Annotated in this window: 12 protein-coding genes; 5 read left to right on the top strand and 7 right to left on the bottom strand. The window is 41.1% G+C overall.

What is annotated here, in order from left to right:
• The first annotated feature begins 102 nt into the window (after positions 1 to 102).
• The gene (locus EPB74_RS12520) at positions 103 to 1,893 is read left to right on the top strand and encodes a potassium/proton antiporter (protein ID WP_089555870.1); all 1,791 of its coding nucleotides are present in this window, start codon (positions 103 to 105) and stop codon (positions 1,891 to 1,893) included.
• Between the two features lie 114 nt (positions 1,894 to 2,007).
• On the opposite strand, the gene EPB74_RS12515 is transcribed toward EPB74_RS12520, so the two are convergent.
• Together EPB74_RS12515 and EPB74_RS12510 are read right to left on the bottom strand one after the other, a co-directional pair.
• Entirely contained in the window at positions 2,008 to 2,541 is a 534-nt protein-coding gene (locus EPB74_RS12515; RefSeq protein ID WP_274904478.1) for a DUF2058 domain-containing protein, read from the bottom strand.
• Positions 2,542 to 2,680: 139 nt separating this feature from the next.
• Positions 2,681 to 3,034, bottom strand: coding sequence for a hypothetical protein (locus EPB74_RS12510; RefSeq protein WP_274904477.1), 354 nt, complete (start codon positions 3,032 to 3,034; stop codon positions 2,681 to 2,683).
• Positions 3,035 to 3,462: 428 nt separating this feature from the next.
• Between EPB74_RS12510 and EPB74_RS12505 the strand changes: the two genes are divergently transcribed.
• The gene (locus EPB74_RS12505; protein WP_274904476.1) at positions 3,463 to 4,401 is read left to right on the top strand and encodes an AraC family transcriptional regulator; all 939 of its coding nucleotides are present in this window, start codon (positions 3,463 to 3,465) and stop codon (positions 4,399 to 4,401) included.
• A gap of 184 nt (positions 4,402 to 4,585) precedes the next feature.
• On the opposite strand, the gene bhcD is transcribed toward EPB74_RS12505, so the two are convergent.
• The 4 genes from bhcD to bhcA all read right to left on the bottom strand — a co-directional run bounded on the left by bhcD (position 4,586) and on the right by bhcA (position 9,230).
• A complete protein-coding gene (gene bhcD / locus EPB74_RS12500) occupies positions 4,586 to 5,593 on the bottom strand; it encodes an iminosuccinate reductase BhcD (RefSeq protein ID WP_079691468.1) in 1,008 nt (335 codons plus the stop codon).
• Positions 5,594 to 5,739: 146 nt separating this feature from the next.
• Entirely contained in the window at positions 5,740 to 6,891 is a 1,152-nt protein-coding gene (bhcC, locus tag EPB74_RS12495; RefSeq protein ID WP_089555865.1) for a 3-hydroxy-D-aspartate aldolase BhcC, read from the bottom strand.
• Between the two features lie 133 nt (positions 6,892 to 7,024).
• Positions 7,025 to 8,005 (bottom strand): beta-hydroxyaspartate dehydratase BhcB, encoded by a 981-nt coding sequence (gene bhcB / locus EPB74_RS12490; protein WP_274904475.1) that lies wholly within the window; start codon positions 8,003 to 8,005, stop codon positions 7,025 to 7,027.
• Positions 8,006 to 8,054: 49 nt separating this feature from the next.
• Entirely contained in the window at positions 8,055 to 9,230 is a 1,176-nt protein-coding gene (bhcA, locus tag EPB74_RS12485; protein WP_274904474.1) for an L-aspartate--glyoxylate aminotransferase BhcA, read from the bottom strand.
• An 886-nt stretch (positions 9,231 to 10,116) separates the two neighbouring features.
• On the opposite strand from bhcA, the gene EPB74_RS12480 reads away from it, so the two are divergent.
• Together EPB74_RS12480 and EPB74_RS12475 are read left to right on the top strand one after the other, a co-directional pair.
• Complete coding sequence (locus EPB74_RS12480; RefSeq protein WP_079691472.1) at positions 10,117 to 11,799, top strand: NAD-dependent malic enzyme; 1,683 nt, start codon at positions 10,117 to 10,119, stop codon at positions 11,797 to 11,799.
• Positions 11,800 to 12,054: 255 nt separating this feature from the next.
• Positions 12,055 to 12,183, top strand: coding sequence for a hypothetical protein (locus EPB74_RS12475; RefSeq protein WP_274904473.1), 129 nt, complete (start codon positions 12,055 to 12,057; stop codon positions 12,181 to 12,183).
• Positions 12,184 to 12,249: 66 nt separating this feature from the next.
• Here the strand turns inward: EPB74_RS12475 and EPB74_RS12470 are convergent, their stop codons facing one another.
• Positions 12,250 to 12,990, bottom strand: coding sequence for a TetR/AcrR family transcriptional regulator (locus EPB74_RS12470; RefSeq protein ID WP_274904471.1), 741 nt, complete (start codon positions 12,988 to 12,990; stop codon positions 12,250 to 12,252).
• A 261-nt stretch (positions 12,991 to 13,251) separates the two neighbouring features.
• Between EPB74_RS12470 and EPB74_RS12465 the strand changes: the two genes are divergently transcribed.
• A complete protein-coding gene (locus EPB74_RS12465) occupies positions 13,252 to 14,460 on the top strand; it encodes an acetyl-CoA C-acetyltransferase (protein ID WP_274904469.1) in 1,209 nt (402 codons plus the stop codon).
• The last annotated feature ends 61 nt before the right edge of the window (positions 14,461 to 14,521 follow it).

Genomic DNA, 14,521 nt, shown 5'->3' with positions numbered 1-14,521 from the left:
TTGATTATTTTTACTATATATGGGCTACAACCTGCAGGAGGGTAAAGCCAATACTGTGATAACAGTGAATAAAATAACGATTAAAATAGGGCATAAAACAACATGGATACCTTAAATATCCTTTATCTAGTAGGAGCAGTATTAATTTTTGCCAGTATTATGGCAAGTACCTTGTCAGCACGTTTGGGCGTCCCTTTATTATTATTGTTTTTAATAGTTGGAATGCTGGCGGGTGAAGAAGGTATTTTGGGTATTGAGTTTTCCCAATATGGGATAGCGAACTTTGTGGGGCAGGCGGCGCTGGCTTGTATCTTGCTGGATGGTGGACTGCGTACGTCTTTTAAATCGTTTCGCGTTGGTCTAAAGCCAGCCGTCACTCTCGCCACTTGGGGCGTACTTGCTACCGTCATGATACTGGGTGTATTCGTGACTTGGCTACTCGATGTCGATTGGCGGCTTGGTCTGTTAATGGCCGCAATCGTCGGCTCGACCGATGCGGCAGCGGTATTTTCATTGCTGCGTAATGGCGGTGTCAAACTTAACGATCGTGTACAAGCCACGCTGGAGCTAGAATCTGGTGCCAACGACCCTTTGGCCATTTTGCTTGTGACAGGATTGATTGCTTTAAATGTCGATCCCGCTGGACAGACGGTGCTAGGATTTTTGGGATTATTATTACAGCAGCTGAGTTTTGGCTTGGGCATGGGTTTGCTGTTTGGGTATTTATTGGCGAGGCTATTACCTAAGATACTGTTGGCAGAAGGCATGTATGCGATTTTGATTATGTCTGCTGGCTTGGCAGTCTTTGCCGCTACTAATTTGATTGGTGGTAGTGGATTTTTGGCGATTTATCTTACCGGTGTGCTGATTGGTAACCATAAAGTCCGCTCAACCGAGCATGTCATGCGGGTGATGGATAGCTTTGCTTGGCTATCACAAGCAGTGCTATTTGTGGTATTGGGTTTGTTGGTTACGCCATCGAACGTTATCAATGTCTGGTATTATTCAGTCGCGATTGCTGCCTTTATGATTTTGGTTGCCCGTCCTATCGCCGTTTATACCAGCGTTAAGCCATTTAAATTTAAAGACAGAGAGATCGGCTTTATATCTTGGGTAGGGCTACGCGGCGCGGTGCCTATTACCCTTGCGATTTTACCCGTGATGGCAGGGATAGATGGCGCTTTTATGTTATTTGATATTGCCTTTGGCGTGGTGGTTTTGTCTTTAATTTTACAAGGCACGACCATTCCTATCATGGCAAATTTATTCAAAGTGCGTATTCCTAGTAATAAAGACCCAGAAGCAGAGCATGAAGTGTGGGTATCTGATAGGGCGAGCATTACTTTATATGAATTTGAAGTAAAATCAGGGGCGTTTGCGATTGACCGTCATCCGATGGGCATCTCTAAGCGCATTAGCCCTGATGAAATTAGTATATTTGCCTTAGTGCGTAGGCAACATATTGTGATAGTTGAAGAAACGACCAAGCTCAAATTTGGTGATAGAGTGTGGTACGCGATGAGAGGTAACCATGCCAGTCAAATTGCGAAGATTTTTAATGATACAACCTTAAACCATAAAGCCATTGATGACTTTTATGGTGATTGGCTATTATCACCCAGTGTGAAGCTTGGCGATTTGCCGTTTTTTACTGGCATTATGACCTCAGAATCTTTGGTAGATAAGTTAAAGTCAAAACCTGAAGACAGCTCAAAAAGCATGTGGGAGCAAACGGTTGCTGAATATGTCATAGATAACTTGGATATAAAGCCAGTATCGGGCGATACGGTCGCGATCAGTGATGAGTGGTCACTGGTCATTAAAGAAGTGGATGATAAAGGTAAGCTGAGAACGATTGGTTTAAAACATGAAGAGCTTGCCAAGGTGAGCTAATTTTTCTAGCTATAAATATACATGATATATAGATGCTAGCTAAGATGTTTGGAAAATAAAAAGCCCTATCGATAATCAATAGGGCTTTTTCAATAGCATTTTTTATAATATTGACTACCACATCAAATCATCTGGAATCACGTAAGCTGCATACGGATCATCTTCTGCCAGCTCATCTTCTGCGGTATCATTTGATACCACCATAAAGCCTTCCATTTTTGCATCGATACGATCAGCAAGCGGGCGCGGTAGTAGCGCATAGCTGTCATCTAAACGAGCAATGACCACGTGACCTGCCACGATTTGATCGTATAGTTTTTGAGTAATATTAATTTTTTTTACTTTAGCATCATCGACAAATTGATAACTGATGTCGCCGTTTGTCTCAGTCAACTGATGCTGTTTAATCATTTGAATGATATTGGCTTTTAGCATCTTTTCTTCTAAAATCTGTTGTTTTTCTTGATTGAGCTTTTGATCTTTCTCTATCTTTTTTGCTTGTGCATCTGCCAAAGCTTTTTTAGCTTCAATATTTGATGAATCGCCAGTACGCTTAGCATGCTGCGTCTGCTTGCTTATTTTATTGGCTTTTTTGCTATCAACCAATCCAGCTTTTAAAAGTTGAGCCTGTAGGGCGTTTTTGGCCATGTCTGTATTACCTAAGTGAAATGAGCTAAATCATAAAATCTAAAAACTCATGGTAGCAAATTTCACTAAGATATGTCACCAATCCGCATTATCTTTAATTTGGTATCCATTAAATAAATATTACAGTATTTAACTTAAATCAATTGCAGTGATTCATACTTACTTCAGTTGCTGTCAGTGCAATTATTTTAATCGGTACAGCAAACTTCCATTCCATACCACCTGTACAAAAGAAACTGTTTTCCTTAGAAGAGACGATAAAAGCAGTAAAATCGTTATTCACTAAATCCTGCATCGCTTCTTCATCACTATAATCAGCCACTGCGCACCACACTTGTTGATCACCTCGAGCTAGCATGGCACGGGTTAAACGACTGCCTGTTAATCCATTATTTAACATAATAACTCCAACTATAACCGATTTGAATTTCAGCTTTAATTCATTATTTTTAAACTTTAGAACTAATTTTTGAAAATTGAGAGCGCTGTTCATAAACTATTTAACAACATAATTTAACAATGCAGAATATATGTAATATATGTCATTAATAAATATGGCACAATATGAATTTACTGTAATGGCAAATAACTAAAGAGTTGTAGGCAACGGACACATATTAGGTCTTATTTTTATAGTAAAGTACTCCCTTTTTATCTCGCTCAGAATGAGAGTTTGAGCGCATAGGTAGGACTATAAATAACATATAGTTTTACCTTTTTTAATAAACATAAGTTTATAAATATTAGTTCGTATTAAAATTAATATGGCTTATATTTAATAAATATACGAATAGTGACGGTTTCTTAAACCTAGGCTGCAGTATGATAAATTTACATTTTGGTTTAATTCGTTATTCCTCGGTTGCTGAATTAAGTTGAGAGTGGGTTTTTATTCATCTTAAAATATTAAGGACAGGGTTAATGGACGCGCTCAGTACGTTATTACAGCAAACACAGCATTTAAGTGAAACGAAGTACTATGGTTTAAAGGTAACAGGCGATTGGGCCTACTCAATAACGAATAGCGATACTATCTATTTTTATTTGGTTCAGTCTGGCAGTTTTAATATGAAGATAGGAGATGTCTCTCAAAGAATTCATAAGGGTGACATCGTTATGGTTCCGAATGCCAATAAGCATGTTTGTTATGCGCAAAATCATCATGGAAACAATGCCAAACCGCTAGATAAGACGCTATTTAATTATGATCAAGGTACTATTGAGTGCACTCAGGGCATAACATTAAACGCGCAATTGATATTGGTTGAGTGTCAGTATGATAAAGATTTGCTAGGACCGCTATTATCTGCGTTACCAGTAATTCTGCCTGAACATGAACATATGCACGAGAGTCGGTTTAGATCGCTTGATAGAGCGGTTGGGTTCTTAAGATTAGAATCTGAATACGAGCGTTTGGGTAAACTTGCGATGATTAATCTTTGGGCAAGTATTGTGATGGTCGAGTGCCTGCGTACTTATATTGAAAGCCTGCCTAATACAACAAAAAGCTGGTTAGTAGCAATTAAGGATCCGTACTTGTCGAAAGCGCTGACCTTTATGCATGATAAACCAAATTATAGTTGGACGACTCACCAGCTTGCTAGAGAGGCGGGGATGTCTCGTTCAAGCTTTACTCAGCGCTTTAAAGATACTGTTGGTGTACCGCCAATGACTTATTTGATTGAGTACCGCTTACGTATCGCCGCCCGTCATCTACGCTTACAACAAAATAGTATCGGTCAAATCAGTGAGCTGATCGGTTATGCTTCAAATTCAACCTTTAGCCAAGCCTTTAAGAGACTTTATGGGATGTCGCCTAGAGAATATCGGCAGCAACATCGAGTTGCTATCAGTATCTGAGATAGATAGGGTTGGTGAATAATTATTATCACCCTTGTATGAATAAGACTACTTTTAGCAGTACTAAAAGTAGTCTCATAGTTTTAATAAGCATTATAAAAAAACCGCCAAATAAACTCATTATTTGGCGGTATCTAAAATACAGTGGCTAGTATCATATTTATAATGACAGTTATAACGAAAACTATAGCGAGATGTGCTGAGCTTCACCTTTCTCGACAGCAAGCTTAGCCGCAGCGGAAGCTACTGCTAAATCTTGCAAGCCAACACCGGTACCATCAAAAATGGTAATTTCTTCAGCTGAGCTACGACCCGGATGCTCACCGTTGATGACATCGCCAAGCGTGGTAATATCACTTTCTTTGATAGCACCAGACTTAATCGCATGCTGTGCTTCACCAATAGTGATCGATTGCGCGATTTCATCAGTAAATACGGTAGCAGACGCTATCAGAGCAGCATCAACTTCTTGCTTACCCACAGTATCAGTACCCATACAAGCGATATGCGTACCGGGTTTGATCCACTCTTTCATAAGCAGTGGCTCAAACGCTGAAGTAATGGTAATGATCACATCTGCCTCGCTACATAACTGTTCGCGCTCAACAGACTCAAACGGTACGCCTAATTCTTCAGCAACCGCTTGTAAGTTTTTAAGGCGATCTTTATTCTTATTCCAAGCAACTACTTTTTCAAAGTTGCGTTGTTCAAGAGCGGCACGTAGCTGAAAAGTAGATTGATGACCTGCACCAACCATACCAAGCACTTTGCTGTCTTTACGTGCTAGATGGGCGATTGATACTGCCGATGCTGCGGCAGTACGTACCGCCGTTAAGTAGTTGCCGCCAACTAGGGCACGCAATTTACCATTATCAGGATTGAATAAGAAAATCGTTGACTGATGGTTGGTCAAACCTTTAGCCGCATTGCCTGGCCAATAACCACCTGATTTTAAACCCAGCGATTTACCAGCACGGTCAAAACCTGATTTAAAGCCATATAGCGCATCAGCATAACCGATAGCTTCGCGAATAACGGGAAAGTTGTAGGCATCGCCACGTGACATAGATGCAAACACATTTTCAACCGCGATAAATGCAGAAGGGCGATCAATCACTGATTTGCAAGCGGCTTCTGATACGATCAATAAGCCTTCATTGTTAGCATCGTTACTGTTATTTTCTTCACTCATTATAAATTCCTTTTTATACTTCTTAATTTGTAATTCTTAAATACTTTAAGTAAATAAGGGCTGTTGTAGGCTAAAGCTACAACAGCCCCCTTTAAACTAAACTGATAAAACCAAACTAATTCAGCTCATAGTTCTTAATACAGTTCTTAGTACATTTTACCGCGTGCAGATACTGGCCATACTTTTTCAACTTTGCCGTTACGGACACCAATATAAAAATCATGAACGTTACAAGTAGGATCACAATGACCTGGTACCAGTTTTAGTTTTTCATTGATTTTAAGTACGCCATTTGGATCACTTACGACGCCATGTTCGTCTGAACATTTAACATATTCAACGTCATCACGACCGTAGATGAAGGGTAGGCCACTGTCAACTGACTGCGCTTTTAGACCAGCATCAACGATGGCTTTGTCAGGTTTGGCATGGCTCATCACAGAAGTTAGGATGAATAGGGCGTTTTCCCACTCACCAGCATCGATACGGTTGCCATCTTCATCTAAGATACGACCGTAATCGGCGTCCATAAATGCGTAAGAGCCACACTGTAATTCATTGAAAACACCTGAATTACTTTCGAAGTAGTAGCTGCCCGTACCGCCACCTGAAACGAATTCTGGTTTTAGACCGATTTCAGTCAAGGCATCAATAGCATGTTGAACTTGATCGATAGCCACTTGTGTTTTAGCTTTACGATCACTAAAGCTATCCATATGTTGCATCGCACCTTGATAAGCTTGAATACCAGTGAAATGGATATTTTCTGCAGCGTCAATTGCTTTAGCAATTTCAACAACGGCTTCGGTAGTAGTAACACCACAACGACCTGCGCCACAGTCAATTTCGATATAGCAATTAAGTTCAGTACCCGCTTCGGTTGCAGCAGCTGATAGCTCAGCTGCGCTATCGACGTCATCGACACAAACGGTGATTTTTGCGCCTAATTTAGGCAAGTTAGCTAGACGTTTAAGTTTAGCAGGCTCGCGTACTTGGTTTGATACTAAGATATCTTTGATACCACCACGTGCAAACACTTCTGCTTCAGAAACTTTTTGACAGCAAACGCCAACCGCGCCGCCAAGCTCTTCTTGTAGTTGTTGTACATCAACTGATTTGTGCATTTTACCGTGGCTACGGTGACGCATATTATGGTCTTTAGCATAATCGCCCATTTTTTTGACGTTACGCTCAAGGGCATCTAAGTCTAAGATCAAACAAGGGGTTTGAATGTCAGCTTCGTCCATACCAACAGCGGCCGGTACGTTGTAACCTACTTCTAATTCTTCAGTAATCATTTTAATTCTTCCATGTTATGAGTTAGTTTTATAAAAAGCCGTTTAAACTTGCGCATTATTTGCGCTTAGTTAACGCTTAATTTTCGTACAAATGATGCTTAGTTATTAATGCCTAATATTTAGTTCTAATTAATTAGTTCCAAGGCAACTTATCAAGATCAACGTTACCACCAGTGATGATAACGCCAACTTTTTTACCTGCAAAAACGTCTTTGTTCTTTAGGATGACAGCAAGCGGTACGGCACAGCTTGGTTCGATGATGATTTTCATATGAGTCCAAGTCAGCTTCATCGCTTCAATAATTTCTTCTTCAGTCGCCGTTAAAATATCAGTCACATAATTGTTGACGAAATGCCAAGTCAAGTCTTTAAGCGGTACTTTTAAGCCATCAGCGACCGTTTCAGGGGCATCATCAGCGATAATATGACCCGCTTTAAATGAGCGCGCGGCATCATCAGCATTGACAGGCTCTGCAGCATAAATTTTGACATCAGGGGCTAGATTAGATAGCGTCAAGCAGGTGCCTGAAATCATACCGCCGCCACCAATTGGAGCTACCACCATGTCAGGCTTCACGCCGATCTCTTCCATTTGCTCTAAAAATTCACGTGAGCAGGTCGCTTGTCCAGCGATTACGCGTGGGTCATTGTACGGATGGACAAAGTCGCCGCCCGTTTCTGCTTGAACCTTGGCAAACACTTCTTCACGTGAAGTGGTTGATGGCTGGCATTCAGTAATGATACCGCCATAACCACGTACAGCTGCTTTTTTAGCTTCTGGTGCGCTATGCGGCATCACCACATTACACGGTATGCCACGACGACCCGCTGCATAAGATAAAGATAGGGCATGGTTGCCTGAGCTGTGCGTGCAGACGCCATTTTTTGCTGCTTCGTCAGACAGACCAAACACCGCGTTTGACGCGCCACGTACTTTAAAGGCGCCAGCTTTTTGGAAGTTCTCACATTTAAAGAACATCTCACAGCCTGCCATCTCATTTAAAAACCGAGAAGTCAAAACGGGAGTGCGATGGATATATGGTTTGATGCGCTCATGCGCCTCTAGCATATCATCAAGGGTTGGAATCACTAATCCATCATCGTTTGTGATCATAAAAAATAGTCCTTCATCTTTTGTTTAATTACTTGTTATTTAATGGCTTTTATTTAGTGGGTGCGCTGTTGCGATAATATTCTTGCGCAGCAGCGACGCCTTGACCCAGTTTGATTGGATAATCCAAATCAACCATTGCCATTTCAATCGTTGCAAGCCCTGCTAGTACCATGACTTCAGTCAATGACCCTAGATGACCGATTCTGAATGCTTTACCATTCATCTCGCCCAAACCAATACCAAAAGAGATACCGTATTTATTAAAAGCATGGTCAGTAAGCTCATTACTATCGAAGCCTTCAGGAACAAAGATGGCGCTTACGGTATTAGAGTAAAGATCAGGCGTTTTGGCACATAGCTTCATACCCCAAGCACTAACGGCTTGTCTTACGCCTTCGGCTAAACGGTAATGACGTGCATAGACGTTTTCAAGACCTTCGTCAAACAACATCTCAAGGCTTTCTCTTAGACCATAGATGAGATTTAATGGTGGCGTGTAAGGAAAGCCGCCGTTGGCATTGGCTTTTAACATATCACGGAAGTCAAAATAGGTACGCGGTAGCTTGGCTTCTTCCATATGAGCCAAGGCTTTTTGACTGACGCCTAATATTGCCATACCCGTTGCCAGCATAAAGCCTTTTTGTGAGCCGGCAACAGCAACGTCTACACCCCAAGCGTCCATCTCAAAAGGGACACAAGCAATTGAGCTAACGCCATCGACGAATAATAAAGCAGGGTGGTCACTGCTATCCATGGCTTTGCGAACGGCGCCAATATCACTTAAAACACCTGTCGCGGTTTCGTTATGAGTAACCATGACGGCTTTGATTTCGTGTGCAGTATCTTCGCTTAGAATCTTCTGGAATTGGTCAGCAGGTGCGCCTGTACCCCAATCGCATTCAACGACTTGCACATCAAGTCCATGGCGCTGACACATATCGATCCAGCGATGAGAGAACATACCGTAGCGTGCAATCAGAACCTTATCACCAGGTGACAAGGTATTGCTAATCGCTGCTTCCCAGCCGCCTGTGCCGCTAGAGGTAAATAGGATAATTTCGCTATCTTGAGTGCCAAATACTTTTTTACAATCAGCAAGCACTGGTAAAAACGTGTCTGAGAAATCAGGAGCACGGTGATCTTGCGTCGGCACGTTCATCGCGCGACGTAATCTGTCAGGAATATTGGTAGGACCAGGAATAAAAATTGGGTTTTGTAGCGACATGATTTACATCCTTGTAAGTGCATAAAAAGGGGGCACAATAGTTGTATAAGCAGGGGTTCATGCGAATTTAATGCAAGAGTCTTCCTGACTCATACAGTTTGGTTTTTGTGTTTTTCAGATTTAAAAAATTAACCATGTCAAAGAAAGGAGTTGCAGGTGATTGGTCACTTTACTACTTACTGCGTTCTTTTTATGGTGTTCTTGCGGTAACGGTTTTTACGAAGGATAAACTAAGAGGTTTTGGTTGAAAAAGTGTAGGTACTTATCAACCAGTTAAAATATAGCATTAATGGTAAGTTGTAACAAGGTATTTTTAAATAACCTTTGTGCTAGACTATGCTTAACTATTACAATGACTATTTTCTGCTCACTTGTCAAGATACACCCAAGTGTTAAGATTTAACCAAGTCATCATGGTTTTTTGCCAACAAACTTACTTTGATTGGTTTTGTTCTGACAATAGCCAATAGGGTAACGTTTACATCGCTATTCCTGAGCCGTTACACTTAAGTTAGCAGTTTTTTTGCCAGCTTCTGCTTTAAATTCTGTACTATAGCTCTGCATTTTCTTGGTCATGGTAAACGCCTCGTCGAGTGATTGGTTTACCACGTTTACCTTTACAATTTTTTTAGCATTGCTCGACCTCTAACTGACTTATTCAATGAAGCAAACCCAATAAAACAATCCCTTCATTATCAATACTGAAGGCTTATGGAAGAGATTTAATTTGTTATGGGTATCAATCCTGAATTGTGTTGGTTTGAATAATGTTAAAAAAGTTAGATAAAAACATGAATTTAAATCATTTCTGTTATTTCATAAATCGTTAAAAATATTTAAACCATTAACTTTGTACCATCATACACTTTAATAAGAAGATTTTATTATGACAAACAAACGTCCGTTATATATTCCTTTTGCTGGACCAGCACTATTAGAAACCCCTTTATTAAATAAGGGTAGCGCTTTTTCATCAGAAGAACGCGATAGCTTTAATTTAACCGGTTTATTACCTCATAATATTGAGACGATTGAAGAGCAATCATTACGTGCTTATCATCAACTGCGCTCATTTACGAGTGATATGGATAAGCATATTTACTTGCGTAATATACAAGATACCAATGAGACATTATTTCATCATTTGATTGAGCAGCATATTGAGGAAGTGATGCCGCTCATATATACCCCAACGGTTGGTCAAGCTTGTGAAAAATTCTCTCAAATTTATCGTCGTAAACGTGGTTTGTTCATCTCTTATCCTGAGCGTCATAAAATCGATGACATGCTGCAAAACGCTACCAAACAAAAGGTAAAAGTCATCGTTGTGACCGATGGTGAACGTATTTTAGGCTTAGGTGATCAAGGTATTGGCGGCATGGGAATTCCAATCGGTAAATTGGCTTTATATACCGCTTGTGGTGGTATTAGTCCCGCTTATTGCCTACCAATATTGCTAGATGTCGGTACTAATAATCAACAATTGCTTGACGATCCTATGTATATGGGTTGGAGAAATCCAAGGATTTCTGGTGATGAATATAATGAATTTGTAGACTTGTTTATTCAAGCCGTTAAGCGTCGTTGGCCAGAGGTATTATTACAATTTGAAGATTTTGCACAGGAAAATGCGACCCCATTATTGAATAAATATCGTGATCAGCTATGTTGCTTTAATGATGATATTCAAGGAACCGCTGCTGTTTCAGTCGGTACATTGATAGCAGCGTGTTTAAATAAAGGTCAAAAGCTTAGTCAACAAAACATTGCCTTTTTAGGTGCAGGTTCAGCTGGTTGCGGTATCGCCGAGCATATTATTCGCCAAATGCAGCGTGAAGGGTTAACGGAAGAGCAGGCTCGCAGTCAGGTATTTATGGTTGACCGTTATGGTTTACTAACTGATGACATGACAGAGCTGCAAGAATTCCAAGCACCGTTAGTACAAAAAAAATCAGCTATTGAACATTGGGATAAGAGTCAGAAACTCGGTTTAGCGCAAGTGGTTAAACAAGCAGGAATCACGGTATTGTTCGGCGTAAGTGGGCAAAAAGGTCTGTTTACCCAAGAGGTCATCGAAGCATTATGTGTTAATACTGAAAATCCAATTGTATTACCGCTGTCAAACCCAACGTCTCGTGTTGAAGCCACACCACAGGAAGTGACTAACTGGAGTCGTGGTAAGGCAATTATCGCGACGGGTAGTCCTTTCCCTAATACCACTTTTGAAGGTCAGTCTTTCGAGATTTCCCAGTGTAATAATAGCTATATCTTTCCAGGTATTGGTCTAGGTGTTTTAGCCGCACACGCGACAGGTATCAGCGATAACATGTTAATGGCTGCAAGCCAAGCACTTGCGGATATCTCAATGGAATATGAAAAAGTACCCGGTGCAATATTACCGCCTATTAAATTCATTAGAGAGATCAGTGAAAAGATAGCCTATGCAGTTGCCCTACAAGCGATTGAAGATAGATTGGCATTACCTGTAACGGCAGAAAATTTAGAACGTCGATTAAAAGCCAATTTTTGGTTACCAACATACCGCAACTATCGCCGTACTTCTTTCTAACTATTAGAAGCACGCATAAAAAAGCCGAATGTTACTATTAAAAGTAGCATTCGGCTTTTTTTATTAAATTTTTTGCTTTTAATTTAACCTTAATTTTGGCTAATATAAAGATGGTTGAATTTGAAGGAAATGCGGCAAGCGGTGAATGAGAAAAATCATCGTAATGCGAAAGATTATGACGATTTAAACCGATTTTATCAGCAGATGGACGCCTCACTAGATGATATGGAGGGGGTAAAAGAAGGCTAGTCATTTTTGGACTTGCTCTATGGTCCTTTGCCGACTGAGGTAACCTTTGCGCATGTTACTTTTTTAGTCAATATCGGGCAGGTAGTCTGCGACGATTCAGATCCAGCAGGTGTGTTACGTTATCGTTTAGCCTAATATCATTCACTAAGCTTTTATTTACTTTTTATTGTGAGCAATACCGTCAGCAACTTGTATGCTACTTTAGGGTGCCGATATTTCAGGCTTAGACATCGAGCGCCACAACATACCGAATAAAACGTCAAAATTTGCATTTAGTGGCGTATCTGCTTGACGAATATTCTGCATAATGCCAAGTCGACTGACGAATCCCATAAACACATCAAATAGAATATGCAGTGGTACTGTATCAACGAGTACCCCTCGTTTTTGACCATCCTCTAGTACACTCAAAAACGCATTAATAAGCTCTTTATTCTTATAAATAGCAATGTTGTGAAAACGCGCTATCGATACTTTAGACAGCACCATCACGGCGTCAGGCTGAGTATCTACAAAATCAAGACATACCCACAATGTCTTGCGTAAGCGATCCTCCACACTATCAATGCCTTGTAGATGATCCATCATTCTCGCCGCTAACCTTCCGAGTACCAAATCCATAATAGTGTAGAGCACCGTTTGTTTATCACCAAAATATTTATAGAGCGTTTGCAGCGACACGTTTGCCGCATTTGCAATCTGTATCATAGTGATGTCGCTTGCATCATGACCTGCAAATAATTGGCGCACAGCTTTTTCTATTTTGTCTAAAGTGGCGGGTCGCATGTCGGATAAAGGAGCCAAAAATAAGGGTTTACTCTGAGCCTCTTTTTTGGAAACGGTACTATTGGTTTTACTACTAGCCTTAGCATGAGTCTTGCTAACTCTGTGATTAGCGCCATCATCAGTACTAAATTGTGGTTTTGAACGAGTGGTTTTCATACCTTAATGTTCCCTTATAGTATTTAGCTTTTGGATAGTTTTAGAGTTTATAGTAAATGGATAAAGACAATATATATTACCATTGTAAAATAATTTATTGCACAACTTGTATTAATTTTCTAATATAATAGCCATACAGATTAGAATTTAATGAGATTGTAAGTATTATAGTTAAAGGTAATATTAATTACCATTATTTTATAAATATAATATAGCTGTTATTTTCCAACTCTATTTACCATCTGCAAAAAGGGATTTTTTATGACTGAGACCGCCTACATTTATGAGTCACTTCGCACACCACGTGGCAAAGGAAAAAAAGATGGCTCGCTTTATCAAGCGACGCCTATTTGGCTAGTTCGCACTTTGTTAAAAGAGATGCAGCAGCGTCATAACTTAGACACCAGCTTAGTTGATGACGTGGTGCTTGGCTGTGTAACTCCAGTTGGCGAACAAGGTTCTGATATTGCTCGCATTGCGGTCATTGATGCAGGCTGGGATCAGAGTGTCGCAGGCTTAACCTTATCTCGGTTTTGCGCATCAGGTCTTGAGTCGATCAATCTTGCCGCTGCCAAAGTCATGTCAGGTATGGAAGATATGGTGGTTGCAGGTGGCGTTGAATCGATGAGTCGCGTCCCAATGGGTTCTGATGGTGGGGCGTGGTACATGGACCCACGCGTCAACGAGGCGACACACTTTGTCCCGCAAGGGGTTGGCGCAGATACCATAGCGACGCTCAAAGGCTTTAGTCGTACTGATGTCGATGAGTTTGCCACCGAATCGCATCGCCGTGCTGCTGCTGCGTGGGAGCAAGGCTACTATGATAAATCAGTCGTCCCTGTCACTGATATGAATGGCATGCTGCTATTAGATAAAGATGAAACTATTCGTCCAAACACCGATGTGGCAACCTTAGCTGGGCTTAACCCTTCTTTTATTATGCCGGGAAAAATGGGTTTTGATAGCGTTATATTAGATAGATACACCACCATTGAAAACGTCAACCACGTCCATCACGCTGGTAACTCGTCAGGCATTGTTGATGGGGCTGCGCTTTGCTTAGTCGGTAGCGCTGCTGCTGGTAAGAAAGCTGGTCTCAAACCACGTGCCAAAATCACTATGGCCTCAGTCATCGGCTCAGAACCCGCCATCATGCTGACAGGTCCGACACCTGCCTGTCAAAAAGCCCTCGATAAAGCGGGCATGCAAGCTTCGGATATTGATCTTTGGGAGATCAACGAAGCCTTTGCTGCCGTACCACTCAATACCGCCAACGACTTTGGCATCTCACTTGATATTGTCAACGTCAATGGGGGCGCTATCGCGATGGGTCATCCTCTTGGCGCGACAGGTGCGATGCTTATGACTACGGTACTTGACGAACTAGAACGTCGCGACTTGAAAACAGCGATGATCACCTTGTGCGTAGGCGGTGGTATGGGGATTGCGACTATCATTGAGCGCGTCTAGCACTGATAAATAGCACTGATAGGTTTTTAGTGATTGTCATTAGTGTTTACTGATTAAAGCG

This window comes from Psychrobacter sp. DAB_AL62B (genome assembly GCF_028895345.1).
Lineage (GTDB): Bacteria > Pseudomonadota > Gammaproteobacteria > Pseudomonadales > Moraxellaceae > Psychrobacter.
Note: the sequence above shows the minus strand (reverse complement) of the source record. Positions and strands in the feature narration are given on the sequence as shown.

Coding starts and splice junctions, on each gene's coding strand:
- EPB74_RS12470 (WP_274904471.1), bottom strand. CDS start 12,990: ATGAAAACCACTCGTTCAAAACCACAATTTAGTACTGATGATGGCGCT.
- EPB74_RS12480 (WP_079691472.1), top strand. CDS start 10,117: ATGACAAACAAACGTCCGTTATATATTCCTTTTGCTGGACCAGCACTA.
- bhcD (WP_079691468.1), bottom strand. CDS start 5,593: ATGAGTGAAGAAAATAACAGTAACGATGCTAACAATGAAGGCTTATTG.
- bhcB (WP_274904475.1), bottom strand. CDS start 8,005: ATGATCACAAACGATGATGGATTAGTGATTCCAACCCTTGATGATATG.
- EPB74_RS12505 (WP_274904476.1), top strand. CDS start 3,463: ATGGACGCGCTCAGTACGTTATTACAGCAAACACAGCATTTAAGTGAA.
- EPB74_RS12465 (WP_274904469.1), top strand. CDS start 13,252: ATGACTGAGACCGCCTACATTTATGAGTCACTTCGCACACCACGTGGC.
- bhcA (WP_274904474.1), bottom strand. CDS start 9,230: ATGTCGCTACAAAACCCAATTTTTATTCCTGGTCCTACCAATATTCCT.
- bhcC (WP_089555865.1), bottom strand. CDS start 6,891: ATGATTACTGAAGAATTAGAAGTAGGTTACAACGTACCGGCCGCTGTT.
- EPB74_RS12515 (WP_274904478.1), bottom strand. CDS start 2,541: ATGGCCAAAAACGCCCTACAGGCTCAACTTTTAAAAGCTGGATTGGTT.
- EPB74_RS12520 (WP_089555870.1), top strand. CDS start 103: ATGGATACCTTAAATATCCTTTATCTAGTAGGAGCAGTATTAATTTTT.
- EPB74_RS12510 (WP_274904477.1), bottom strand. CDS start 3,034: ATGAACAGCGCTCTCAATTTTCAAAAATTAGTTCTAAAGTTTAAAAAT.